Genomic DNA, 25,059 nt, shown 5'->3' with positions numbered 1-25,059 from the left:
CTCGCAGCCGTGCCCCTCGCTGTTGAATAGATCATGGCACCGCCGCCTGCGGCGCAACAACCGTCACGTTGCCGTCTATTCCGCTGGCTGGACTTTTTTACGTGAGGATGGAGCACGCCGCGAAGAGCGGGCGCTTTCCATCTGATCGAGCCGGCGTGCCACAAGGGTCGCTTTTTTGGCGAGAAGCGCTACCACTCGCTCGACGCTCTCGGGCGGCAAACGCTCCGCAATCGACGTCATACTGATCGCGGCGATGGTGGCGCCCGATGCGTTGCGCACGGGCACCGCGAGCGCACGCGTGCCCGGCATCACGCCCATCGGCACGAATGCGTAGCCTCGCGAGCGCGTTTCGCCGACCCGCTCGAGAATCGCCGAGCCGTCGAGATTGAATTGCCGCAAGCGCGGTTCGTTCATCGCGCAAATATCGGTGACGGTCTCGTCCGGCAACGCCGCCAGCAATACGACACCTGCCACGCCAGCACCCAGTGGACGGCGCGCGCCCACATCGATCGACATGACCTTGACGGGATAGCTGCCGATCTTGCGATCCACGCAGACGGAATCGCAGCCCGAACGGATCGTGAGAAACACGGTGTCGCCGAGTTCCTCGGCAAGCTGCAGTAGATAAGGCTCGGCCGCCACGCAAATCGGAAACTTCACGCGAGCGAAGCCCATCAGCATCATTTCCGTGCCGATCAGATAACGGCGCGTATGCTCGTCCTGTTCCGCGGCCCCGCCCTTGATCAGCGCCTGCAAAATGCGGTGCGCGGTCGGCCGGCTCAGCCCGGTTTGCGTCACCACATCGGTCAGGCGTACGCCCCGATCCTGTCCGGACGCGAGAATCCGCAACGTGTCGATAACGCGATCGACCACCCGCACGCCCTGCGCTTTCGACGAATCGTCGTCCTGCCCTGCGATCTCCATATCCGGTCCTCTCCGCTCATCAACAATGTCCACACAGTGGAACATTATGCGACGAACACATTGCCCGCCGCACGACAGATCCGTACAGTGACTTCGCTGCAGCGCCTTCCTGACTGACCGACGAACCATCATGAACAACCCCGTGAACCGCTTCAAAGCAGCCCTCGCCGACGGACGTCCGCAGGTGGGGCTCTGGTCCGTGCTTGCGAACGCCTACACGACGGAGATCGTCGCCGGCGCGGGATTCGACTGGCTGATGCTCGATGCAGAGCACGCGCCCAACGACGTATCGTCGATACTGGCTCAACTTCAGGCCACGCAGGCTTCGCCTACTTCGATCGTGGTGCGCCCGGCCTGGAACGACACCGTACTCATCAAGCGTTATCTCGACCTCGGCGCGCAGACGCTGCTGATTCCCTACGTTCAGACGGCGGAAGAAGCGGCCCGCGCCGTCGCAGCCACGCGTTATCCCCCGGACGGTGTGCGCGGCGTAGGCGGATCGACGGTGCGCGCGACCCGCTTCGGCCGTATCGGCAATTACGCCCGCGAGGCAGCGGCGCAGCTTTGCGTGCTGGTTCAGATCGAGACGCGCATGGGACTCGACAATCTCGAAGCGATCGCGGCCGTGCCCGGCGTGGACGGCGTGTTCATCGGACCGGCGGATCTGGCGGCAAGCCTCGGACACATGGGCAAAGCGGGCCACCCCGAAGTGCGCGGCGCCGTCGATGCCGCGATTGGCCGCCTCGCGCGTTGCGGCAAATCGGCGGGATTGTTGATGGTCGACGAGCCAAGCGCGCAACGTTACTTCGAGATGGGCGCACGGTTCGTCGCCGTCGGGATCGACGCTGTGATGCTCGCCCGTGCGTCCGAAGCGTTGGCGGGACGCTTCAGCGGTGCGCCGCAGTCGGGTGACGCTTCACGAGCGTTCAGCTACTGATGCGCGCACTATGGTGACGAGTCCGGCATGACTTCTTCGATTTCCCCGCGAGATTGACGCTGTCGCGGATGGATACGCTCGTCAGCATAAAAATATTCCGGCTAGTCGCGGAACTCGGAAGTTTCTCCTCCGCCGCGCGGCGCATGAGCATTTCGACGGCGATGGCCAGCAAACACGTCATCGACCTCGAAAGCAAACTGGGTACGCGCCTGCTTAACCGGACCAGCCGGCGTTTGAGCCTGACCGAGCCCGGCGCGATCTATCTGGATCACTCGCGACGCATGCTGGACGAACTCAACGAAGTCGAGGCGGTTGTCAGAAACGCCACGACTTCTCCCACTGGCGTGTTGAAAGTCAGCGTGCCGGTATGGATGGCCAACGCCGAATTCGTGCAGTTACTTTCCGGATATCAGTCGGCCTTTCCCGAGGTTCGACTCGATATCGACATGTCCGGCCGGCAGGTCAATCTTGTCGAAGAGGGGTTCGACCTGGCGCTGAGAGTCACGAGTCGCGGACTATTGCCTTCCACGCTGGTTGCGCGGCCCATCGGCAAGGTTACGTTCCGGCTTGTAGGCAGTCGTGCGTATTTGCGGCGTGCCGGCTATCCGTCAATGCTCGCCGAGCTTGCCCGCACATCGTGCCCGGCGTGTGTCATTCATCGCTGATCGTGCACGTGAACTATTCGAAGTCAGCTAGTCTCACAATATTAGTCGTGAGACTACGCCCTCGCAGAATTTGCAAATTCGCATGATCACTTGGTAATGATCAATTTAGCATAACTGATTTTTCTGGCCCTTTCGCTGCTTCTCTGCAGCAAACTCATTGTGCAGATGAGTATGCCAGCTCCGCACTTGTGATCGCTCCCTCCACGAACGGTGCCTTCTCCTGAGCCGGCACATGCGACGAAGCGAAATCGGCTTCGCTTTTGTCGCACGCTAGCCGATCGAGGTAATCGGACCAGCCTTGGATCATCTGTCGCCGCTGGTCGAAGAATTGCGCCCGGTCGTACGCGTTTCCCAGCTCCTCGTCGCTCCCGTGAGCAAGATGCCGTTCAACGACTTCCCTGTCGTAACCCAGGCGCTCCCGAATTAGAGTACGGCCGGTTGCGCGAAAGCCATGCCCGGTCATCTCGTGCCCCGAATAGCCGATAGTCCGCAGAGCCGCGTTGATCGTACCGTCCGACATAGGTAGCCCCGCCTTCCTGCTCGGAAACACATAACCTACCGGGCCCGTTAGCGGATACAGATCGCGGAGTATTGCGACAGCCTGGCGCGACAGTGGCACGTAGTGAGGCGGTCCGTCTTTCTTGCGCGCCAACTTTCCCTTCATCATCGCCGCCGGGCAGGTCCAGAGTGCGTTATCTAGGTCGAACTGTTCCCATCGCGCGGTCCTTATCTGGGCCGGCCTCTGAAAGACCAACGGCACGAACTGCAACGCGGCCCGACAATCGGTGTTCCCTTGTACGACCTGATCACCCGCATCAACTGACCCAGCGCCTCAGGGTCCGTGATGGCTGCGTAATGCTGCACCGGCGGCGTTCTCACGCCGCCCACCTTGGGATCGATCGCGGGATTTTCAGACGACTTGATGAGCCCGTTCTCGACCGCATGCCGAAAGACGCAATTGCAGGTTTCTCTCACCCTTCTTGCCGTGTCGAGTACGCCACGATCGCGTGCGCGACGAATGATCTGCTCCACATATTCCGGCGTGGTGATCTCGGCGATCGGCCGCTTGCCAAGCCAGGGGTAGACGTTCTTCGAGAGCCGCCGTTCGATCTTGTCGAGATAGTTGGCGGACCAGTGCTCTTTCTGCTCCGCGATCCATGCCTTGGCGACAGCTTCGAAGGTGGCATTCGCGCTGAATCTTGCACGACGTTTGTCTTCGCGCCGCTTTTGCATGGGATCGATGCCTTGATGCAATAGCTCCCGTGCGGCTGCATGAGCGGCGCGTGCCTCCTTCTCCGAGACTTCCGGCCAGCTGCCGAAAGCCATCGTCCTGGTTTTTCCAGCGAAATCATAGTTCCAGCGCCACAGCTTGGCACCTTCGGGCTTGACCAGCACGTAGAGGCGTCCGCCGTCCGACAGGGTGTAAGGTTTGACCGTCGGCCTTGCGTTGGCAATCTCGAGTCGGGTGAGCTTATGGAGAGGAGATCGAGCCATCGTTGTATCCCGCATCTGAATTGGGCACGGGATACAACATACACGGGAAAATACAACGATAAAAGTCCGGGTTCTAACAACCGACCATGGACGTTTCTGAACCGTCCGCAGAAAACAAAAAACCCGCAAAGCCAATGGCCATGCGGGTTTCAGGGACTACAACCTACTTTTTCAGACTGCGCTGGACAACTGCAGATCGCGAAACTGGTGGGTGCTGAGGGGTTCCAAGAAGCCCTCGCTCGCCTTGATAGATAAGGCTTGCCTCCAGTTCGATCCTGCAGATACAACAAAAAATACAACGAGGCGAGATTTTGCCCTGGATGTGGTCAGTCCGCAACAGGAATTTGCAGACTGCACCGCCCCCCAATCCTTGGCGCGTCCGGGCAGACAATATCTGTGCCGGGCTGGTGCCAGCGATAAAGCATCATTGAAATCGCTGTCGCCGCCTGCTCTCTCTATACATATAGCGTTCGCGGTCGCCTTCTCATGCCGCTTGATATCGAAAAGAATTCAGCAACTGCCACATTCGACGCTCCGATATTGCCCAGACGGCCGGAGCCTTAGATGAATTACCGAGTTAGCTACGAAGACAGCCTCAGAAGCGAACCCACCGCCCACATCGTTTAAGTCCCATCGTAACTCGACGAAGGGCCTCCTTCCAACCTTCCCTGAGCACCGCTGCCCGAGTACGTCACCGAGTTGATTATCAGCGCTCGCCGATGGTCCGGCGATTCTGGAATCTTCGTGGCCTTTGACGCTTGTCGACCTACAGACTGGCCGGATACGTGGCAAAAGTGCAGACGACCTCGCCTACGCCATCAACGCGACAAGTATGGGGACAACGCAACAAAGCTTTATCCTGCACGCCTCAACGTCGAATGCCGCGCAAGTCCACCACCAGCCATCACCATCCGACTCCACGACGACCATTCCACCGCGCAATCGCAAAATGCTCGATCAAAGGGGGATCGCGACTAGCCGCACACGAAAAAATGTTGGCAATCGGGAAGTCGAAGCTCTCTGTTGGAAAAGTGATTTTGTAGCGAGCCGTACAGTCGACAACTCCTGTCCTCGCACGTAATATTGCAACAATTTGTAACCAATTTTCGCAGGCACGCCGCGACTCTCTACAGCGTCGGCTCTCTGCGGCGGGGGATGCATGGACACTGAGATCGAGAGTGCAATGGTCGATCGCCAGCCATTGATCGACATTGCCGTCGAGAGTTGGCGATTCGCAAAAATCTTCGCCAAGGTTCTGACAAAACTGGACGCCGGCGAGGCCGGCCGATATGCCAATCAGCTTCGCTATTTCCAAAAGAGGCTCGACGAGAGCCTTCAGGTTGCTGGCCTGCGCCTTGTGAATCTCGAGGGCCAGGACTACGACCTTGGAATGGCCGCCTCTGCGCTCAATATCGGCGACTACGGGACGGACGAACAGCTTTACGTCGAACAGATGGTCGAGCCGATCCTCATGGGCGCCGACGGTGTCGTCAAGGCAGGAACCATGTTGCTCGCGAGCAGGAGCCGCACATGAAGCATTATGTTGGAATTGATCTCGGTACCACGAACAGCGCGATTACCACCTACGACGGCGAAAACGTAAGGCTTTACAAAAGCCCCGAGCAGAACGACGTGACGCCTTCGGCTATCTTTGTAGATAAGCGCGGCAATAGATACTTCGGCCAACGGGCCTACGAAAATGCTGCGCGCAGTCCCGACAATGCGGCAAAGCTTTTCAAACGTCTCATGGGCACAAGCACGCCGATTAACCTGTCGGCGGTCGGACTGGTCATGACGCCCGAAGAGTGCTCCGCGGAGATTCTGCGCGTGCTCTTCGGCTATCTGCCGGAAGAGATTCGAAACGACCCGGACACGGGCACCGTGATCACGGTGCCGGCGGCGTTCAATCAAATGCAGAAAGACGCGACGATGGCTGCGGCGGAGTCCGCAGGCCTTGGCAAAGTCGCACTAATGCAGGAGCCGGTAGCCGCTGTGATGAGTGTAATGCGCCAGCGTAAGTCTGACGGCATCTTCCTCGTTTTTGATTTGGGCGGTGGCACGCTGGATATCGCCATAGCGGAAAGCATCAACGGGCGCGTCAGCCTGCTGGCGCATGGTGGCGTGGCAATGTGCGGCGGACGCGATTTCGATCGCGCTCTCATGGACAACGTCGTCAAGCCGTGGTTGATGCAAAACTTCGACTTGCCGGATAACTTCTCGTTAGACAAACAATACAGCGCATTGCGGCACATGGCAGAGTGGGCGACCGAGCGAGCGAAGATCGAGCTTTCGGCCAGGGACGAGTCGATCATCAGCCTCGACGACAGTGAACTGCGCGTCAAGGATAGATCGGGGGCAGATATTTATTTGGATATTCCCGTCACCCGCGCCGAATACGACAATCTGATCGCCGATAAACTCGAAGAAGCCATCCAGGCGGCACGGGATACGCTCGACAAGGCAGGACTCACCGCACACGACGTGGGCCGCGTAGTATTCGTGGGCGGACCAACCCAGTACAAGCCACTGCGCGATAAGGTCGCCTTTGAGCTGGGGATCGCCGCATCGACGGATGTCAATCCGATGACCGCGGTGTCGGAGGGTGCGGCAGTTTTCGCGGAATCCATTGATTGGACGAGCCACAGCCGGGGACGCAAGAGCGGGCGTGGGGAACTTTCATCCGGCGGCGGGTTAAACCTCACTTTCAACTACGTTGCGCGCACGCCCGACACGAAAGCGCGCATCGTCGCCAAGGCTACGGGCCAGGTTGTCGCCAGCGCCGCATTCCAGATCGACAGCCTCGATACCGGCTGGTCATCTGGAAGAGTCGAGCTCAAGGATGGCGCCAACGTTGAAGTGCCTCTAGCCAAACCCGGTGAGAATGTTTTCAAGGTCTTCGTCTTCGATGGAGCCGGAGGGCACATCACACTGCCGCAAGACAAGATCATCATTGCCCGCACGGCCGCACAAATCGACGCCATTCCCGCCTCGCACTCGATCGGGGTCGAGGCACGCGAGAAGCTTGGCGGCCGCATGATCATGGCTTATATCGTGCGCGAGGGCGACCCTCTTCCGAAGAGGGGGAAAATTACGTTTCGCGCAGACGAATCGCTGCGGGCCGGGGCTCCGGGTTCTCTCAAGTTCAAGCTGTTCGAGGGCTCGATCGACGAACCTCCCACAGACAATCGCTTCATTGGGCTCTTCGAGATTCGGGGCTCCGATTTCTCGGACGGTGTCATCGTCAAAGGAGCGGAGTTGCTCGTCGACTACGAGGCGCATGACTCCGGAGCGATCGAGCTCGACGTCACGGTCCCGTCGATTGGCGCGAACTTTAATGGCGGCCGCAATTTCTATTCGCGCCAGGACGGTCAGATCGATTACTCCAACGCCGCGAAACTAATCGAGGACGACGCGGGCAGTCTGGAATCTCGCATCGACGCTATTGCGAAAAAAGTCAACGATCCTCAACTCGATCGCGCTCGCGACAAGCTTCAAAGCGCGAGGACCGGCGCGACAAAGGGTGATCCTGAATCCGCCAAGCAGGCCATGGATGACGTGCAGGATGCGAAGAAGCTTTTGGCTCTTACCCGCAGAGCAAACTTGCGGGACATTCGCACAATAGACCTTGAGAGTTGCGTGTCGATTTTCGACGAAATTGTAAGAAAGCATGCGAGGCCCGCTGAGGAATCTGCATTCGACAACCTCGCCGCCACCGCGCGGCGCGCCATCGCCAACAACAGCGGCGACTTCGAATCGCACTTGCGCGAATTGCGTGGGAAAAACTGGGACATTCTCGCCCGCCAGGACTGGTTCGTCATCGACCGATTCAAGTGGCTTGCGAGCTCTCCCCACCTATTCCACAGTGCCCGGGAACACGAGCAACTCGCCTTGGCAGGCCTCACCGCTCTTGAGAAGAACGACATCGACCAGTTGCGAAACGTCGTTGACCATTTGGACTCGATCCGCATCAGCCTCGGCGGGGATGATCAGATGCTGACCGGTTCAAACATCTTGGTAGGATAGGCCATGTCGTTAGATGCCTGGCTACCGATCAGCCACAAATTGCCTGACGGAGCACGTTGTGGAAGGCTGCTCCATGGAGGCCTCGGCTGGCAGATCGTCGCGACTGACGGTGGCGGCCGAGCGCTTATCGTCGACGAGACGCTCCATGCAAAATGGGTCTCCGCAGGGCTCATTGACGACACGGCATTAAAACCTCTGTCGTTCGGCTCTACCAAGCTCCGTTCTCTCTCGAGTGCTCCGAGCAAGATGTTAGCTCCGGTCAACGATTGCCGATCTCCAAACAACAAAGCTGAGGCTCTCAGCTTCGCCCTGGCGCTAAAAGCGACGCGTGAGGCGGATGCCGAGTCGCCGTTGCAAGATGCGATTTATGTCGAGGCCATCAGCCGATTGCTGCCGACCTATACGATCACGTCGCGCGTTGACGACGATGTGCTCCTCGGATACTGGCTTACAGGGGGCGCACGAGTGTCCGCCACGGCGGGCCGGCGTCTGTCGCAGATGCTCAGTTGGATGGGGTCTACGAACCTAACCGATGTGGTCTCGGCGTCCGGAGTAGTGGCGCTTACCAACGTGACGCAGGACGATGACGAGCAAGCGGCCCTCCCCCAACCGGCGATTGCCGATCGAATCCCGATGCTTCGCGACAATGCGGGCATCGACTCAGACGCACCGTTCTCATTGCCCGGCCGGCCAATGCTTGAGGCGTTCTTCAACGAGCACATCGTTGACATCGTGAGAAACAAAGAGCGATACGCCGCTTTGGGGGTAGGCTTTCCGTCGGCCATAGCGCTGCACGGGCTGCCCGGCTGTGGCAAGACTTTTGCGGTCGAGCAGCTCGTGGAGTTCCTAGGGTGGTCATCTTTCCAGATCGATGCATCGAGCGTCGCGAGCCCATACATCCACGAGACCAGCAAGAAGGTTGCAGAGATCTTCAACAAGGCGATGAAGAGTGCTCCTTCCGTGCTGGTCATCGACGAGATGGAGTCTTTCCTCGCCGACCGCGAAGCAGGATCTGGTGGAAGCCATCATCGTGTCGAGGAGGTGGCAGAGTTTCTGCGGCGAATTCCCGAGGCCGGAAGAAACCATGTCCTCGTCGTAGGAATGACGAACCGGATCGAGATGATCGATGCGGCCATCTTGCGGCGCGGGCGCTTCGACCACGTGATCGAAGTCCCTCCTGCCACAGAGGAAGAAGTGGCCGCACTGCTCAGCAAACTACTGTCTGACCTTCCAAAAGACGCTAGCGTGGACCGGGCCCCTCTCGCGAAACGTCTGGCGGGCAGGCCGCTGTCAGACGTTGCTTTCGTCGTTCGGGAAGGCGCCCGACTTTCAGCCCGAGCGGGTAAATCGAAGATTGAGCAGGTGTTCTTGCTTTCGGCCTTGGATGGCGCGCCGTCGCGCGCCGACCAAAGCCAAGGCCGGCGCATTGGTTTTGTATAAGGTGTGGGCATGAGCACAGATGGATCAAAGGAAAAAGCGCGTGGGTTCGCGGGCTTGGCGGATTTGGAACCCCCACCCCCGCCCTCGCCGCCGCCCTCAGTCCCACCGCCCGCGTTGAATGATCAAGGGCCGCAGCCGTCGGCACACAGCCCACAGCGAGAAACGCACAGCATTCCTAAAAAAACAAAGGATGCTCGAAAAGCGTTGTGGATCACCGGCGCCGTCGCGTTCGCGGCTATCCTGATCTACGGGGCAAACTCGGCGAACAACGCAGGGTCGACGCCGGCGCCTTCTGCGCCCGTTGACCAGCCGCCGGCTTCGCCGGCGCCAGCATATGTCCCCCCCACTCCCGCTGCGGAATCTGCACCCGTGCAACCCCCGGTATACGCTCCCGCGCTGGTTGTTGAATCGCTCCCTCCCCAAGGCACTGGCTTGCTGCTCAGCGACTCGCAGATAACTTACTGCGTGGCACAAAAGATGCGTTTGGAAACTTGGCGCAACGTGACAGAGGTGACGAACAGCGCTGACGTGGACCGGTTTAATGCACAAATCAGCGACTATAACTCGCGCTGCTCGAGTTACAGATATCAGCAAGGTGCGCAGGAGCGCGTCGCTAGCGAGTTGGAAAGCGAGCGCTCTCGCATCGAAAGCATGGCGCGCGCGAGCTGGCTCGCAACCACGCCACCGGCGCCCGCACCGGCCCCGACCTATGTTCCCGACTTGTCCAGTCGCTACGAGACTCCGGCTCCCGTCTATCCGCCCGTCATTCCGGCTCCCTCGACATCCAGTGACGATAGCAATAGCAGCGATGACAACGGAAACAGAGGTAGCGACGACAGCGGAAACGGAAGCGAATAGTCAAAAAAATCACGAGACGGCCCATCATGAGCACATCGCCTGACACCAACGCGCAGGAAACACGCCTTGGATCCATAAGCAGGACAAGCATTCACGCTAATGCGTTTTGCGTAATCGGAGCGACGACCCGAGACGACCGGCGCAAGATTGTCGAGCTCGCGGACGAGAAATCTCTGGAACAAGGCGGCGATGAGGCACAAAAGGCACGCGCAGCCCTGACCAACCCAAAAGGCCGCCTCGCGCAAGAAGTCTCGTGGCTCCCTGGCGTCGCACCGAAAAAAGCATCGCAAGCTGTGGCGTCGGTTGGGGAGCGCGGCTTGGCGGTTGCATATGAAGAAGGGCTTCCACCGCTGGCGCGGGCGAATTTAACGGCAGCTGCGTTCGAACTCGCTCAAGACTTGGCCCCGCATCAAATGGCCACGCGTGCCATCAAACTGGCCGAACTTGTCGACGCGATCGACCCAGCAACAACATTGCTCGATATCAATGAGGATCGCGCGATCGCTGGATTCCCGGAGGTGTTAGACGGCGCCGCCGTCGAAGCCGAACTCGACAATCGACGCACCGCTTACAAGGCAGCAATCAAAGGCGCCCTTGACCGCATGGAGTCGTCACGCCTGGTCGAATCCATGGTACTGATGGTCCGACAAGCGACTAACGAAGGCAGGAACCCTGCCCTCTCATTGATCGATGACTTGGTCGACACCTACGCGCTAGAGGTCGAGCCAATTCTTTCGGCGCGCGCCGAAAGGATCGCTTTGGAAATCCAGAGCGCGATCGACTTCGCGCCGCTTGGGGAGGCCAAAGTCGGTGGCGCGATCAACGCCATTGAGGAGATGAGCCGTGTTTGGTGCACGATCGCAAAGCCCATCCAACTAAACGCCAAGGCACGCGGCACGACCGATCAATCCAGCTTCGGATTGGGGGCGAAAATCCGGTCATTGGGAATCACCCTCAACAACGAACACGACATGATTGAATCGGCGGAGCGCACGACCGCATTGGTGCAGGAGTTGTTCGCCGATTTGCCCGAACTCGCTGAAATCGCTGACCTTGACGCCGAGAAGATCGTTGAGATCAAACAAAGCGCGATCGATGCCAAGCGGCAAGACGAGGAATGGGCAAGCTCCATCACCTTCCGCTCCGATGTCGGCATCCTCTTCAAGGACGAACTTTCCATTGGCCCCGAGGGAATCCAGTGGAAAGGACGGACATACGCGCTTCCCTCGATTACAGCGGTGCGCTGGGGTGGAATCCGGAAATCGGTCAACGGGATACCCACAGGGACGGATTACAAAATTGGCATTGGGACGGAGAGCGGATCGACGCTTATCGATTTGAAGAAAGAGGCGACCTATACGAAGTTCATCGACTGCCTATGGCGTGCGGTCTGCGTCCGCCTTATTATCGAGATGATGCAGGCACTCAAGGCGGGCAAGAGGCTATCCTTTGGCAGCATTGAAGTAACCGACACGCACGCGTATCTTGTGCGATCAAAGCTGTTCGGCGTCGGCGACACAGTGAAGCTCGATTGGAACCATGTCCATATTTGGTCAGCCAGCGGTAAAGTCGTTATGGCCTCACGCGACGACAAGAAAGTGTCTGGCACCGCCTCATACATCGACCATTGGAACGCGCATATCTTGGAGCATGTTGTGCGCGGCGCCTTCAAAAAAGGCGTCGAAAAATTGAGTGACTACTTGGCCTGAGATCAGAATCCGCCAAGCACTGCGGACCTTATGATGCTTCCATTTGTGGTCTCACCTCGGCTTTCGCAGAAACCACAATAGCAAGATTCCCAATGTGGCACCAACTGCCGCGACGGCAAACACGGTGCTCAGCATTTCGCATAACGTCATGTCGTTGTTTTCCGTTCCGCGGCCGGAAGCAGTCAAGCCGGCGACGATCAGTGAATTTTGCCTCAGTCAAACGACATGTGGTCCCATTCCGCTGGTCTGCGGGGAACTGGCCCTAGCGGCATGAAAATGGGAACAATACCTTCCCAGGGACCAACGCCTTCCACGCCTAGCCTAAATCGGACCTTTTGCCAGTCGCCGTCGCGCTCACCCGCCAGGACTTGCACCTCCTCGACGTACCGCACGCTGGGAACCAGCGTGTACACCTTGTCCAATATCCGATCGTGGTATGGAACGCAGGTCAGCCGAATGACATCGAGCTTGAACCAGCGTTCTAGCCAAGGAGAATCACCAAAATCGTCGAGATACTCTTTGATACGAGACCCGGCCTTCGGATTCGAGGGCGACTCGCCTTGGAGAAGGGAAAGTATCTGCTTGATCCGCTGTGGAAGGGAGTTGACACCAGAGACGGTCGCGATGTCGCCGCCTTCAATGAGGAAGTCGTTTGTGGGACCTGTTGCAGCCGTAGCCTCAAGATCGTGGGCATCCGCCCGTGGAAAGTTGTCATTTACCGTAAAGGTAAGTTCCAACGATTTACCGACTCGGCGCCAGGCCGGTTCGGAGGCCAACTGGCGTCCATCGCCGAGCGCATTGACGATCAAATAGCTGTCAAACGGGTCACGCTTCCGAAAGCCCTCGCTGAAGTCAATGAGCGTTCGAATGTCACCTTGTACAAAATGGTCAATCCGGACAGACCACTGCCGACCAGAAGTGCCCAATAGCTCGCCGAACACGACGATATCAGGACCGATCGCGACGAGGTCCGAACCGCGGAGAAAGCCGCGGCCAGAATTTAGTTCCTCGGCGATGTGGCGCTCGTGATCCGCCTTCATCGTTCTTAGGACGTCCGAGGTGTAACGAGCCTCGTCGCGATCAATTTCAACGCTGTGCGAGGCGCACAACCAGATACCATTCCGGATATCCTTTCGTTCGCCGACGGACATGTCCGGGTCATAGCGGCGCCCACCCGGCGCCGCAGCATGAATGTGGGAAGCGACGCCAATGCTGGCAAATGCATCGGCGGATTCGTCGCTGGGCCCAATGGTTAAAACGCCGCACCCGAGCATCGAACAACGAAAACCCGCCCGCATCGCAAGGTGCATCCGCGTCGAATCCAAAAAATCATCTCGGTTTCTCTTTGCCACTATCGCCACTTCCATCGATCTGGTTGGAATCCTATGATCGTCACGCCCTCAAACCGCGATCCTACAGAGCGGGACGGCTGTCTTCCTTCCTCAACGCGTCCTATGCCTCAGTCCTCACGGCGAACAAGCAGCCGTGGCCGACGCCGCCCAATCACGCTAGGTTACAACATAGCGTGAGTTGCGCGCGCGGTTCAGCGCTTCTCGCAGTGGCAACGAGCGATCGTGATTGCCCTGCCAGCCAAGCACCCTCCCCGAACCCAGCGTCGCAGCATACTGGGCATTACTCACTGCGCCGTGAATATTTCCTGATGCGTAGTGTCGAATCGCTTCGCGCAGAAAATCCTCTTCGCATTCGAACGCGTCCCGGCCACGATGAGTGACCTGATCGAGCAGGCGTTCAATCAGGACATCGGCAGGACCCTCGACGAAAAAGCCGTTGACCTCTTTCAGATCCAGGTCTTCGCTGGCGGCGTGATAGTCGAGAGCGTCTTTATTGGGTACATGGGTGTTCATGATCGTGTTTTCCTCGCGTTGCCGCGTTAATGCTACTCGTTCGTGCCGGCGCGCGATTCGCTGAAGCCGGAAAGGCGCTTTTCGCACAGGCGATGACTTTGTGATCAAGGTTGCAAGGTACGGCTACTGATCCGGCGACAGACGATACATGAGGAAATCGGTGGGTTCGTGTAGCGTTTTCCTGCGAGTGCCTACGCGGGTTCTCGAATGCCGCGCGGCCCGCAAAGCCGATCGTAGACCGGAAGCGCCCGATTTCCGGCTCATCACGCACGATTGCCGTAAAGATCAAACCCGAACAGCCTTGCACCCTCCTCAGAGAATTGAGGATGTACGTGAACGTCGGGTGCGTCACTCAATACCTCGGCGAGCAGGATGCGGGCGATGCCCTTGCCCCGGCTCGAAGGCGTCACATACACGGTATGAATGACCTTGGTGCACTCGGTGGCGAAGCGGTTTTGAACGCCAAGGACTTTATGGGAAACCTTCAACTCCACCACGCCCAGGATTGCTGAACCGGGCGAGTCCCGGTAAAGATATCGCAACCTGTAGCGCACTTCTGTCGGGAAACCTGGCCACTCAGCGACCTTCGCATCGTGTAGCCCAGACGCCACGTCCACCTGGGCGAGGCGGACCGGTTCGCCGTTTGGCTGAGCGATCTGGATTGGGCGCCAGTCGACATCCTCATCGCCAAACAGGCCGGGTTCCCGAAGCAGTGAGTCAAATTCGTATGGGCCGCCCAAATAGAATTTTCCCTCCAGCGCAGAGGGGATGCGGATGAGGGATTGCCGGTCAAGCGGCTTTACAAGCCTCATGGGTGTTTTCCTAACTTCCTGAGCGTGTCTGTAACCTGAAGCGCTCCTTAGCGGCCTCCCGTATACCGGCGAGTTCCCAGTCGTACAGATCTCGACAGGCAACTCTGAGAGGGCCCGCATCTTGTTCGCTGATTACCTGTTCTTCTGCCGCCGCGGACAATGTGCCACCGTCAACTTGAACGTAGGCCACAAATTCGCCGAAATAGATCATGATGAATTCCGCATCACCGAGTGTATATACACAAGGTTGTAAGGCGACTGGACCGAACGGAAACCGCAGTTTGTAGATGATGATTCGCGGGTCAGTCGATGTACCCGGGTCGGAATCAAGAAGCCGCTGGCGATATTCATCTTCGCGCTCGTCAAGGCGCACGCGAGCAAAATATTCGTGTCCGCACACGGACGCGCGCCACACCATCGACATGACGAATAGTTTCAACTTTTGATAGTTGAAGGTACCGTCACCGACAAGCAGTACGTCTGGGCCCTGCGCCACGCGAGGTTCCTGCAGAAACAGTTCCGTGCCGTAGTCGTCCCACGGCTGCATAAGCTTCTCGCATTCTGGGCAGAGAAATCGGCCATAAACCCCGGTCCACACATTCTTCGCGCGACCGTCTGTCGGATACATGCGCACCGCTGCGTCCTCACCTTCAGGCCGCAACGGGCTCACGAAGGCACTTGGCACGATATGCGATTTTACAAATGGACCGACAGTGGAACACATTCGACATTCGCCAGCATTGACTTGCACGTTCACGTTTTTTCCCGAGCCGTTCAAAACTTTAGCTGCACCGACGGTAGATAGGCGTCAGTTACAGGGTTCCAGCATTCCAGCGTCGCAGTTTTGCGGATGCAGTCCACAAGGATCGTTTGCGCATGTTGGCGTGGGCACCATATCACCTGCGGAAGACCGAAACCCATGTCCTGAAGTTTGGCGAGGACATACTCCCGCTTTCGAACTGCGTCTTCGGGAAGCTCACTATCGTCGCCACCCGCGACGATCGGGTTAATGGATGAGCACTCCTCCTGCGGAATCACCTGGTCGACGGCTTCGCAGAAGTCGCCAAAAGTGGGGACCTCATCCGCGCCTGCTGTGTGGATCAGACTGACCTGACCCTGGTAGATGATCGCCACACCGATACACGGCCCCAGACCGGACGTCTCAACCACCTCGTCGCTATGATCGACAACATAATGTTCCTGCCCAACGTCCACAGTCTCTGCCCCTCGTTTGCGGCATCGGCATAGCCGGCGCCTGTTGTTTTTCTATGCCTTGCGTCGGGCGATGGAGAGCCTATTTCAAAAGATATGCGAGCGAGCCGTCCTTGCTCGGCGTCCAACGACCGCCTTGCGCTTCGTGAAGAATGCCCTCGAACTCGGTAGCGTCAACTTCGCCGTCCGTGAGCTTTTTCACCAAAGTGTCGGCGATGATGAGTTGTCGCTGCGGCACTGTTTCAATCATTATGGACCACGATCCCACCACCGCCCATGCACTGGCGCCAAAGGCAGCATCCACCGCTATCAAAATCTCATCGCGTGTCATTGTTCCGCTCCTCGTTTTCCGTTGAGTGAAACTCAACCGCGGAGCACATACCACGGCGTCGAGGAACTACCGCTCGGATGACCGAGCGCGGGACATACGTCACCGCCGCGAATCACGAAATGTGGCACCGACGACGTTCCGCCGGGATGGCCACGAGCGGGACACAACTCGTCCCCGCGTAATTCGTAGTGCGGCACCCATGAGCTTCCGTTAGGATGGCCGCGCGCAGGGCAAAGCTCCTTCATTGCTGTTTTCCGATAGGGTTCACTGCGGACTCTGAGCAAGCTCAATAGCTTTTGCCAAAAACTCGATGGACGGTCCGCCGGCAACCGCGACGAGCATTCGACCAGCACTCGCCCGCGCGGTGGGAAGGCCGAGTAGCTGTGCGGGATCAAGCTCGAGATGAACCATCGAATGCCGCCTTTGAGCAGCCGCTGCCATAAAAGGCGCTAGCGCGATAGCAAGCGCTTTTAGCTCATCCTGACCAGGCGTAATTTTGTCCATTCGCTTTCCTTCCTGAAATGTTGGTTACCCGCTGATCGGCCTATCCGCCGGCCTTGCAGAGCGGGCGGTTTGTGCCAACAGCTGGCGGAGCGACTTCTTGGTTGGCGTTTGCGCCGGAGTCGGCCACGACCTCAAGCGCCGACACGAGAAAGCCCTTGCTGCGCGGCGCGCCCTTCGACGTAAGCCACTCACATACCACCTTGTGGGCAAGGTTTACTTTACTGCTTCCAAAACGATGCGCTACGGCCCCGAGGCCGGCTTGTCCTTTGACGGTCATTACCTGCCGTTTGTCGCGTTCGCGGACCTTGGTACCTGGTTTAAGCTCGATGTCAGTCACTCTCGTTTTCCGTTATAGCGGCAACAGCCCGACGATGGTTGAAGAGGTCGTCAACACGACCGCAATCGCCGTCAAGATCGCGGCAGTACAATTCAACGCGCCCGACTTCTGAGCCGCTTCGATGAAAGCAACGTTCCACCCCAGTTGCTCGAGTTCAGGAATAACCGGTGCCAAGCCACCTTCCGAATCTGGAACCGGCGATACGCGACTCGCTTTCCACCAGAAACATGCGGCTGCAATTCCGAATGCAAACACGATAGCGGCCAGTGCAAGCGCGAAAAGATGCATTCAATGATCCCTTGTTTTCCGGGCTATTAGCTGCCGGCGCGGGCGGTCAGCGCAGCGGCCGCTGTAACGACACGCGGAATAGGTCAGGCTGCGGATCGGTACGCCATCTTTCGCGTATCTTCCGAATGCCCATGCCTCGCCGTGCTTCTGCATGAAGACCCACACGATCAGGCCGAAAAAGAGCCCTGATGCGACATGGTCGCGTTCGCAGGCGATCGACCAGATCGGATCGAACGGTGTGTCGGACCAGTCGCTGCCCGGTAGCCATCCAGCGGTATGCACCTCGCACTCGCCGATGCGAGTGGCGATCTCGCTTTCGATCTGGCGATACTGCTCGTCCGATAGCATCGCCTTCCACGCCTGATATTCCCTCTCGTGCGGGATGTAGGTGATCTCCTGTAGTGTGTCGATCGAAATCAGCATGACTACCCAACTATTTTCTTCTTCATTGTCCGACTACCGGTCGGAGAGGCGGGCGCTCGCGCGCTACGTGCTTTCCTACGATTGATCTTCGACCGCAATGCGCATCAACATCGCGCTCAAGTCTTCCTTAGTCAGCACCAGTTCGCAGAGCTTTCGAGGCTCGTCGTTGGTATCGAGCGTCATTACATCGACGATCATGAAGGCTTCGCCCGCGACGTTCGCAGCGCGTTCTGGAAACTGCAGCCAACGATTTGAAACTTGACAGACAACCTTGCCCGCGTTCAAGTCACGGCGTTTGCGTCTCTCTTTCGATCCTGGAAACCGTTTTACATTGCTCATCGCCTCTAGCCCCTGTCTTTTTCTGTTTTCCTAGTCAGGCTGCTCGCCATGGTCGCGCGTGTAACCGGTGCTCAACGCATCCTTCATCCGCTCTTCGGCGGCGGCGCGCTCCTCCTCAGCGGTTATCGCAACCCATCGATGGCCGCACTTTTGACAGGCATGATAGAAGTCGCTCGACTGATTGTCGTTGTAGCCCATCGGACGATCGCGTGACCCACAATGCTCGCAGGTCACGTGATCCCAACAAAGATAGCTATTGGCTGGAAGCGTCATGTCTTTCCTTGTTTTCCTACGCGTCGGCTTTGTCAATCTTTCGCTTTTTGCGTTCCTGCCGAACAAATGGAGCGGCTGTCGCTGCAACCAGCAATGTGTAGCGATCCTCCTCTGCCATCGCCTCGCCGTGAAAGATGCCCTCGCACATGTCCAGCAGATCGGAAACGAGCCCGTATTCGCACCCGGCTTCAGTGAACGTGGTCACCATTGCCGCAACTTCGTCTGTTACGCGGAGCTCCGACTTCGCTACCGGCGCCCGTTGGTATGACTCGTTTGCCCCGCGCTGGAGGTCGACGAGGAATGCCGCGGCATCTTCGTCGAGACCGGTGTTCGGCACCGCCACCTCCATCAGAACGCGCAGCGTATATTCAAACCACACTTTACCCTGCCATGGGCCGTCATGGATCGCCGCCATGTAGTCGATCGCTCGAGCAACTATCTCCCAATCACCTCGCTGCTCTATTGCCCATTCCGCGTGCTCTTCTGCAACCGATGTGAGCTCCGCAGCAAGGCTATCAACGACATCGTTCGAGGCCGCCCCTTGACGCCAAAGCACTACCCGCAGAAAACGCAGGGACGCGTAGTGCAATCCTCTTCCCCACGGTCGTTGGGACACCATCGAGGCTTCGTTTGACTCAACCATAAACTCTATTGTCCTAGTTGTCGTTGATTCGGGTTTGCCAATCGGTCAGCAACTTCAGGCACTCTGTATTGGAGATCAGTTTTTTCCTCAAGGCCGTCTCGAATGCGTCTATCGCCGCAATCTGAAGCGTTGACAACTTTGCTCGGCATATATCCGTCGTTGCAGGAGAGGCTATCGAGCCAGGTGGCGCGGCACACTCTCTATCCACCTGGGCCGCGACCGGCTCGACTTGCTTGCTCTCTTCTGCCATGTCCACATTCCCGCCTTCGAGGATTGCGAGAACACGCGCATGCAAATGCTCATGAACATTGGCCTGCCAGTTGTACCCTTCAGGCCACGAGCTGACCCAGTCCTTGAATCGCGGCGGACCATCCCTATGCGGGTGTATAGGCGCGAATAGAATCGCACAAGGATGATCAATAAGCTCCGGCCAAACTTCATGCCAGTCATCCGGTCGCAAATCCCACCGCATCACACCGCTGTCTGGCCAATGGGCCTCTTGGGGGCACGTATCAACCCAGTAATGCATCTGCGGACCGGCTTCGCCCAGTTCAGGATCGGCCTGTTTCCACCTGCACTGGTAACGATTTTTAGTCTCGCCCATCCCGAATTGCGCCCTGCTTTCCTTGCTCAAAACCGGATTACGTCGGCCGGCACTTCGATTCCATGGTGCCGCCGAATGGCCTCGCGAAACTCCTGCCACTCAACCGCACCCGCTGCCTCGTGCGTGCAATGCATACATTGATCCGCACCGGCCATCTGCTCGGTCACGGTCCGATGTACGTCGATTCCGAAACGCTTGAATCGACCTACGCATGAGCCGTCGTCACCCGTCACCCAGACGGTGTCGCCGAGCGCCGATACATCGATACTGTAGAGATCCATCGGTCTCCCCCGTTTTCCTGCGTCAACTAGTCTGCGCTTCGGCATCGCCCATCAACGCGCGCAAATCGCGTTCGAGCTCTGCCATGGCTAAGGCAACTTCCTTCGAGACGCGCTGCTCGATTTCGATCCACTTTTCGGCCATATTTTGCTGTCGCGATATCACCAAGTTGAACAGGTTTGCGCTACTCACTAGCGACTGCCGAATCTGGTCGATCCGTTCGGATGTGCTCTGCGTCAGGAATATCCGCTGCGGGAGATACGCAGCATCGAACGCTTCGAAGGCGTCCGCCACCGCACGAGCGCGATCCTCTTTGCTCGGTCCGCCCGAGAATTCGATGGCCTGAACTAATTGCTGTACAGCCTGATGGAACCGAAGCAATTGTCCGTGTATAGCTGCGATCGCGTCGAAGCGGCGTTGCACCAGCCCCCCGTATTTCGTGCTTTGTACGGCAGCACTGATAGCGAGCGCCGAGCGGAGCTTCTCGAGCTCAACGTCACCTCGTGCTTTGAGCGTGGCCTTGTGCGATTCGAGCTGAGTGTCCGCCTCGGCTTTCAGTTGAACTTTGAGTGTCTCCAGCTTCGCCGCATACTCAGCCTGGATCGCGCTCCGTAGACGCTCGCCGATCCAAGTCCGCGCGAGCCAGACGAGTGCGCAGGAAAGCGCAGCACTGACGCCCGCCGACGACAAAATGACAGTTGCGACGTCTACCCAAGATCCCATTTTGTTTTCCGTTGGATTGCCGCATACGCCACTGTGGTGATTATGCTGCCAGTTGCCTTTTCAGCAGGAACCAGCACAAGTTCAATGCCAGCGATCGGCCCAGTCGTGCCATCTGCTCTTCCGACACGCCCAGAGGACGGTGCGAGCCCGGGCTGATGAAGCCGTAAACCCCCGCTAGGCCGCGTTCTTCTTCGAGGGTGATGAGGCCTGAGCTGCGCAGATACTGGATCACCGATCCCCATTTGGTGGGCTCAAAGCCCCCTCCTGCTGGTGCGCTCCGTGCGTGGGCGATGTCCACGGCCAGCGTTTCCAGCGCTACACGCGCGTCGTTCAGGCTAGCATTATAGTTGGGCGGTGTACGCCGGAAGGCGTCACTGGATTCATTGATCCTGCGAATGATGTCGTTAGCGCGTGGTGTCCCGCAGGTCGACAGTTCGTGCAACAGGTCGTCGTCGATGGGTGCCGCGTCGCCCATGGAGGGGGCGCCCGCGCGCAGTTGCTTACCTTCGATCAGATACCCATCCAGCACCAGGCATTGCACGAGATCCGACCAACGTTCGTCAAAACGATGCTTCGGACTGACGGGGGAGCGCAGATCGCCTTGCGTTCGCACCACTTCATCGAGCACCTGCATCAGCGCGACTTGCCCGGCACCTGTTAGGGCATGCGTCAGGCCGCGCAACAGCATGGCCGGATGAAGCTCTTCGTCCACCCCGGCTTTGTTGAGCAGCACCGTGCAGACATAGGCATCCTGTAATGCGAGAAACTGGCACAGCGACAATCTGGTGCGATAGCTAATCATGCTGGTGACTCAAGGTATTTAAAGGGGACGAGCATAGGCCATCCCAGAACCGCTTTTCAAGACCCATGCTTTCCTACTCGTCAGCGAGACAAGCACGATGAAACAATTCGCCTAGCCCATTGAGGCCCACGAACCAAAAATCAAAGCTGGCACCTTTCGCACCTTTGAATCCCTCATTCCAAGGTTCGTTGGTATAAGAGACAATGCCTAAGGACACCAAATGCTCAATATACGTGTACACCAACTCGGGTTGCGCCAGTTCTTCCGGCCGCACGGCAACACGTTGCAAGTGTCGCTTCTGCTCTTCCGACATACTCGAAGCATCGATCAACGCCTCGCGTTCCTTTTTAACCAGCACTGCTACGCCCTTCTTGGGCGGTCGCATATAGGCTGAGGGTTGCGCTGCAGAAATTTGCTGAATCAACACCGCTTCGTCGGATGCAAGCTGGCCAACAATTTGCACGAATGCCGGATGTGCTTCACCGACACGTTCTCGGTCCATCGCGCGAGACAAAAGGCTGACGAACATAGCGCCGATGACGCTTTTCTCGTCATGGAATCTCAACTGTTCCGCAATCGGCAATGCCAGAGACTCAACCGGGGCAATTCGACGCTCTTCCGGCACGCGGTCAATCGCCCTGCGGAGATGCTTCGCAAGTCTGTCCTGAAGCGCCGCGGTATACTGCAGCGGGAACAGCACCAGACGAACTGTTTTAACTAGATCCTCACCTATCTTTCCGGCCTCTTTCAGTGCCCCCGAAGCGGCGTCGTCATAGGCTGCTTTAACAACGTCCGATGGGACGGCTTTGAACATCTCGAGTTCATCCATATGCGTGCCTTTGCGGTATTTTCCTAGCCGTTAGTCGGTTTGCTCTCCGTGCCCCAGAGCACGCGCTTCATCACGAGGCTCCGATCACAGCCGACGCTGTGCTGAGCACGAGGGCCAACGCAGTCAGAACCGCAGCGATCGCGTTCAAGCGCCCTATCTTCCGGCTCGCTCGGACCTGTGCTTCCCACGTTGCTTGATTCGCTTGGATCTGCTCCACGTGCCAAGTGAGCGCCTTTAGTTCCAGTTCCACCGGTTCGATCGCGTCGGGATCGCAAGTCTCGCCTTCGGGGAAATCTAGTGGGACGCGTGCCGAGCGAAGCCAGTACCACGCCGCAATCAGGCCCACGATGAGGCCCGCGATGGCGAGTATGACTGCGATCGGGTGCGGCGTGCACGTCAGCCCTTGCTTCATTTTTTCGAGGAGAACTATTGCCGCGCCAGAGGTAAATGCTTCGTTACGAAGTCGGCCAATCGATCATCCGTCGCGAAGACCCACTTCATCGCGTTTGACACCACGAACTCGTTCGTCTCGCGTACCAGTTGCGAAATCTCGACCGAACTCAGTTTGTCAGCAGCCGATCGTGGAGACGCGGCGATGAAAAGTTTTCGCGGTGTAAGTGGAAGTACGCAGATGAAGTCTTCGTCATCTTCGCGAGAACTGAGAATAAGAGGATTGTCGCTAAGGAGCAACTCATTGCCCAGCGGGGGGACGTCGCGAACTGACCAATGGCTTGTGAGGAACGGACGTGTTCTGACGAGGGCTGCGATGGTAACGGGGAACCACGCCGGCGCGTGGATCACTACGTTCGCCCCCACTTTATCAACAACCTCATCGATCAACTCCTCTTCATCGGAATCGAGACCATACTTCAGGCTTTCTACGCTAGCGCCTTCGAACGCACTATCGTGCTCGAGCAACTCGTGCATCCTCTCTGCCATGCTGGGCACTCGGATCATCTGCGCGCAGAGAAACCTGGCCCACCACATGCGCTCCGTCTCGCTCAGGCCGTCGACACCGAGAGACGCAAGCTTCGAATGTGCCGCCGCACCACGAGTATCGATCTTCGGCGTGAAATAACCCGATTCGAGAAGCGTGGTGAAGTGGCCGTCTTCTAGCCTAATCCCGTAAAGGAATGGCGAGTTTGCAACGCGCCTTGGTACTCGCGTCACGATGGCCGGCCCTGCGTAGCCGTGCCCGATTGCATGCAAAAACCGTGCGTCGTCGCGCTTGGGGTCCGGAACACACCATTCATCCAGAAGAAATTTCGGAACATAATGGTTGTCGGTGTAAGGCTGTCCCTTCTGGCGGGCTGTATTTGGTTTCTGTTCCATTTCACGTGGACGACTGTGGCCGTCCTCTCAACTGGTCTTTCGGCAGGTAGGCAACATCACAAGAAGCACCGCTAGCATTGGTGATCGCCTGCCCAACGTTTTCCTATTGTTTGAGCGGAGGTTTAGCTGGCTTTCGCATGCGCTCCACGTCTGCAAAACGCTTGATAATCCGCTGCGCCTCATTTGCCCTCGATCGCGGGTCGAGTACTTCTTGAATGGCGCTGACAAACTCTCGTTGATGTTTAACCATCAACTCATTCAAGGCCCCATCCGGAAGGCTATCAATCTTTTGCAGCACTTGGTACGCTCTAACTACAGACGTAACGACAGGCTGACGGAAGCCCCTATACGCAGGTGCTTTGTGCGTACCATATTTTTCTTGCCATTCGTTCGGAAAATGCCAACGTCCCCGATCTGTCAGCGAAGCTAGGGTAGCTCGAATAGAGAGAAGCCTTTCGTCCCGATCCTTCGACGGAGCTAACTTCCCAACATGCAAACCCATTTGAATCGTGTTGCTTACTTCGTCTGCCCAAATGCGAACGCCGTCAAAGTACTGATCAATCCAAGCGTTGTACGCTATCTCGTTGGCATGCTCGGAGAGCCGCTCTGCGCGACGCGCAGCCGACCCCGCCCAAATCGCGGCGATTACGGAGACAATTGCGCCGGCCCACGTTGCGTAGTCCCCTAAGCCTATCGAACCCGTGCTCTCCTGCCCGGCGAAGGCTGGGATGGTTATCGTCGCGAACAGAACTCCCACCGGAACAAAGCTCTTCATGATGGCTCCCAATGAGAGTGTGAGCATATTGTTATTGTTCACGCGGGCTTGCTTGGCGAGGCGTATGAGAATGGGCGCAAGCTCCTCAGGCGCAAGCGCGAGCAGGACGTCCACATCGGGAATCAATGCGTGCAGAGTGGTCATCACGAGGATCTTCCGTTTTCCGTTGTCACTGAGCCTTCGGTTGGGCCTTGCTCGTCCGCGCGATCCGTAGGAGCATCGTTCGCGCGATCGACTCGACCCTGCTGCCACCGATGGTAGTCGCCTCTATACCTCCAGCGTCCGTGATAACCGTGACAGCGCCATCGACCTCGTGAACCTCTGCGACATATGTTCGGCCATCGACTGTGACTTCAACTTCCACATTGCCTTCCTTGCTCAAAACCGGATTACGTCGACCGGAACTTCGATTCCGTGGTGCCGCCGAATGGCCTCGCGAAACTCCTGCCATTCAACCGCACCCGCTGCCTCGTGCGTGCAATGCAAACATTGATCCGCGCCGGCCATCTGCTCGGTCACGGTCCGATGTACGTCGATTCCGAAACGCATGCTGAATCGACCTACGCATGAGCCGTCGTCACCCGTCACCCAGACGGTGTCGCCGAGCGCCGATACATCGATACTGTAGAGATCCATCA

Annotated in this window: 31 protein-coding genes; 6 read left to right on the top strand and 25 right to left on the bottom strand. The window is 57.9% G+C overall.

Going from position 1 to position 25,059, the window contains the following annotated elements; all coding sequences use genetic code 11:
- Positions 1-75: 75 nt before the first annotated feature.
- Positions 76-1,056 carry an IclR family transcriptional regulator gene (locus tag BFE01S_RS37850; protein WP_245621055.1) on the bottom strand — a complete coding sequence of 327 codons (981 nt, stop codon included), beginning with the start codon at positions 1,054-1,056 and terminating at the stop codon, positions 76-78.
- Here BFE01S_RS37850 and BFE01S_RS07680 point away from each other — a divergent pair.
- Together BFE01S_RS07680 and BFE01S_RS37845 are read left to right on the top strand one after the other, a co-directional pair.
- Positions 1,055-1,861, top strand: coding sequence for an aldolase/citrate lyase family protein (locus BFE01S_RS07680; RefSeq protein ID WP_028224973.1), 807 nt, complete (start codon positions 1,055-1,057; stop codon positions 1,859-1,861). The two genes, BFE01S_RS37850 and BFE01S_RS07680, sit on opposite strands and share 2 nt — an antisense overlap.
- Positions 1,862-1,929: 68 nt before the next feature.
- Positions 1,930-2,526: a LysR family transcriptional regulator gene (locus BFE01S_RS37845; RefSeq protein ID WP_052420812.1), complete on the top strand. Its 597-nt coding sequence runs from the start codon at positions 1,930-1,932 to the stop codon at positions 2,524-2,526.
- 154 nt (positions 2,527-2,680) lie between these two features.
- Here the strand turns inward: BFE01S_RS37845 and BFE01S_RS42855 are convergent, their stop codons facing one another.
- Together BFE01S_RS42855 and BFE01S_RS41815 are read right to left on the bottom strand one after the other, a co-directional pair.
- Positions 2,681-3,286 (bottom strand): tyrosine-type recombinase/integrase, encoded by a 606-nt coding sequence (locus BFE01S_RS42855; RefSeq protein WP_169742606.1) that lies wholly within the window; start codon positions 3,284-3,286, stop codon positions 2,681-2,683.
- Positions 3,253-4,020 (bottom strand): tyrosine-type recombinase/integrase, encoded by a 768-nt coding sequence (locus tag BFE01S_RS41815; protein ID WP_169742605.1) that lies wholly within the window; start codon positions 4,018-4,020, stop codon positions 3,253-3,255. The genes BFE01S_RS42855 and BFE01S_RS41815 overlap by 34 nt, the downstream gene beginning before the upstream one ends.
- 1,159 nt (positions 4,021-5,179) lie before the next feature.
- Between BFE01S_RS41815 and BFE01S_RS07665 the strand changes: the two genes are divergently transcribed.
- From BFE01S_RS07665 to BFE01S_RS07650, 4 genes are all read left to right on the top strand, one after another.
- On the top strand, positions 5,180-5,554 hold the full coding sequence (locus tag BFE01S_RS07665) for a hypothetical protein (protein WP_028224972.1): 375 nt from the start codon (positions 5,180-5,182) through the stop codon (positions 5,552-5,554).
- Positions 5,551-8,043 carry an Hsp70 family protein gene (locus BFE01S_RS07660; RefSeq protein WP_028224971.1) on the top strand — a complete coding sequence of 831 codons (2,493 nt, stop codon included), beginning with the start codon at positions 5,551-5,553 and terminating at the stop codon, positions 8,041-8,043. The genes BFE01S_RS07665 and BFE01S_RS07660 overlap by 4 nt, the downstream gene beginning before the upstream one ends.
- Positions 8,044-8,046: 3 nt before the next feature.
- The gene (locus BFE01S_RS07655) at positions 8,047-9,483 is read left to right on the top strand and encodes an ATP-binding protein (protein ID WP_028224970.1); all 1,437 of its coding nucleotides are present in this window, start codon (positions 8,047-8,049) and stop codon (positions 9,481-9,483) included.
- Positions 9,484-10,367: 884 nt separating this feature from the next.
- Positions 10,368-12,050: a hypothetical protein gene (locus BFE01S_RS07650; RefSeq protein WP_052420809.1), complete on the top strand. Its 1,683-nt coding sequence runs from the start codon at positions 10,368-10,370 to the stop codon at positions 12,048-12,050.
- A 212-nt stretch (positions 12,051-12,262) separates the two neighbouring features.
- Here the strand turns inward: BFE01S_RS07650 and BFE01S_RS37830 are convergent, their stop codons facing one another.
- The 22 genes from BFE01S_RS37830 to BFE01S_RS07540 form a co-directional block, all read right to left on the bottom strand.
- Complete coding sequence (locus BFE01S_RS37830; RefSeq protein ID WP_042337320.1) at positions 12,263-13,417, bottom strand: hypothetical protein; 1,155 nt, start codon at positions 13,415-13,417, stop codon at positions 12,263-12,265.
- 141 nt (positions 13,418-13,558) lie between these two features.
- Entirely contained in the window at positions 13,559-13,915 is a 357-nt protein-coding gene (locus tag BFE01S_RS44085; RefSeq protein WP_156966941.1) for a hypothetical protein, read from the bottom strand.
- 263 nt (positions 13,916-14,178) lie between these two features.
- Complete coding sequence (locus tag BFE01S_RS07635; protein ID WP_028224967.1) at positions 14,179-14,727, bottom strand: GNAT family N-acetyltransferase; 549 nt, start codon at positions 14,725-14,727, stop codon at positions 14,179-14,181.
- Between the two features lie 10 nt (positions 14,728-14,737).
- Complete coding sequence (locus BFE01S_RS07630) at positions 14,738-15,484, bottom strand: hypothetical protein (RefSeq protein ID WP_156966940.1); 747 nt, start codon at positions 15,482-15,484, stop codon at positions 14,738-14,740.
- A 17-nt stretch (positions 15,485-15,501) separates the two neighbouring features.
- Positions 15,502-15,861 (bottom strand): hypothetical protein, encoded by a 360-nt coding sequence (locus BFE01S_RS07625; protein WP_156966939.1) that lies wholly within the window; start codon positions 15,859-15,861, stop codon positions 15,502-15,504.
- Between the two features lie 160 nt (positions 15,862-16,021).
- Positions 16,022-16,270 (bottom strand): hypothetical protein, encoded by a 249-nt coding sequence (locus BFE01S_RS07620; protein ID WP_028224964.1) that lies wholly within the window; start codon positions 16,268-16,270, stop codon positions 16,022-16,024.
- Positions 16,271-16,534: 264 nt separating this feature from the next.
- Positions 16,535-16,774, bottom strand: coding sequence for a hypothetical protein (locus BFE01S_RS07615; RefSeq protein ID WP_028224963.1), 240 nt, complete (start codon positions 16,772-16,774; stop codon positions 16,535-16,537).
- 40 nt (positions 16,775-16,814) lie between these two features.
- Entirely contained in the window at positions 16,815-17,111 is a 297-nt protein-coding gene (locus BFE01S_RS44080) for a hypothetical protein (protein ID WP_156966938.1), read from the bottom strand.
- A gap of 12 nt (positions 17,112-17,123) precedes the next feature.
- Entirely contained in the window at positions 17,124-17,399 is a 276-nt protein-coding gene (locus BFE01S_RS07610) for a hypothetical protein (RefSeq protein ID WP_028224962.1), read from the bottom strand.
- Complete coding sequence (locus tag BFE01S_RS37825; protein ID WP_052420807.1) at positions 17,400-17,822, bottom strand: hypothetical protein; 423 nt, start codon at positions 17,820-17,822, stop codon at positions 17,400-17,402. It abuts the gene before it with no gap.
- 75 nt (positions 17,823-17,897) lie between these two features.
- Positions 17,898-18,161 carry a hypothetical protein gene (locus tag BFE01S_RS07600; protein WP_156966937.1) on the bottom strand — a complete coding sequence of 88 codons (264 nt, stop codon included), beginning with the start codon at positions 18,159-18,161 and terminating at the stop codon, positions 17,898-17,900.
- A 30-nt stretch (positions 18,162-18,191) separates the two neighbouring features.
- Positions 18,192-18,359 carry a hypothetical protein gene (locus BFE01S_RS44075; protein ID WP_156966936.1) on the bottom strand — a complete coding sequence of 56 codons (168 nt, stop codon included), beginning with the start codon at positions 18,357-18,359 and terminating at the stop codon, positions 18,192-18,194.
- A 91-nt stretch (positions 18,360-18,450) separates the two neighbouring features.
- Positions 18,451-19,077, bottom strand: a complete 627-nt coding sequence (locus BFE01S_RS07590) for a hypothetical protein (protein WP_156966935.1) — start codon at positions 19,075-19,077, stop codon at positions 18,451-18,453.
- A 13-nt stretch (positions 19,078-19,090) separates the two neighbouring features.
- Positions 19,091-19,711, bottom strand: a complete 621-nt coding sequence (locus tag BFE01S_RS07585) for a hypothetical protein (protein WP_028224959.1) — start codon at positions 19,709-19,711, stop codon at positions 19,091-19,093.
- On the bottom strand, positions 19,708-19,962 hold the full coding sequence (locus BFE01S_RS42850; RefSeq protein ID WP_084169620.1) for a hypothetical protein: 255 nt from the start codon (positions 19,960-19,962) through the stop codon (positions 19,708-19,710). The genes BFE01S_RS07585 and BFE01S_RS42850 overlap by 4 nt, the downstream gene beginning before the upstream one ends.
- 22 nt (positions 19,963-19,984) lie before the next feature.
- Positions 19,985-20,683 (bottom strand): hypothetical protein, encoded by a 699-nt coding sequence (locus tag BFE01S_RS07575; protein WP_028224958.1) that lies wholly within the window; start codon positions 20,681-20,683, stop codon positions 19,985-19,987.
- A 40-nt stretch (positions 20,684-20,723) separates the two neighbouring features.
- Entirely contained in the window at positions 20,724-21,485 is a 762-nt protein-coding gene (locus tag BFE01S_RS07570; protein WP_042337318.1) for a hypothetical protein, read from the bottom strand.
- Between the two features lie 73 nt (positions 21,486-21,558).
- Positions 21,559-22,314, bottom strand: coding sequence for an Abi-alpha family protein (locus tag BFE01S_RS41810; protein ID WP_052420806.1), 756 nt, complete (start codon positions 22,312-22,314; stop codon positions 21,559-21,561).
- A gap of 70 nt (positions 22,315-22,384) precedes the next feature.
- Positions 22,385-22,726: a hypothetical protein gene (locus tag BFE01S_RS07560; RefSeq protein WP_042337317.1), complete on the bottom strand. Its 342-nt coding sequence runs from the start codon at positions 22,724-22,726 to the stop codon at positions 22,385-22,387.
- A 14-nt stretch (positions 22,727-22,740) separates the two neighbouring features.
- Positions 22,741-23,646, bottom strand: a complete 906-nt coding sequence (locus tag BFE01S_RS07555; protein WP_028224955.1) for a DUF4238 domain-containing protein — start codon at positions 23,644-23,646, stop codon at positions 22,741-22,743.
- A 103-nt stretch (positions 23,647-23,749) separates the two neighbouring features.
- Entirely contained in the window at positions 23,750-24,568 is an 819-nt protein-coding gene (locus tag BFE01S_RS07550) for a hypothetical protein (RefSeq protein ID WP_156966934.1), read from the bottom strand.
- A gap of 231 nt (positions 24,569-24,799) precedes the next feature.
- Positions 24,800-25,057 (bottom strand): hypothetical protein, encoded by a 258-nt coding sequence (locus BFE01S_RS07540; protein WP_042337316.1) that lies wholly within the window; start codon positions 25,055-25,057, stop codon positions 24,800-24,802.
- Positions 25,058-25,059 lie beyond the last annotated feature (2 nt).

The sequence above is a fragment of the Paraburkholderia ferrariae NBRC 106233 genome, assembly GCF_000685035.1.
GTDB classification, from domain to species: domain Bacteria; phylum Pseudomonadota; class Gammaproteobacteria; order Burkholderiales; family Burkholderiaceae; genus Paraburkholderia; species Paraburkholderia ferrariae.
Note: the sequence above shows the minus strand (reverse complement) of the source record. Positions and strands in the feature narration are given on the sequence as shown.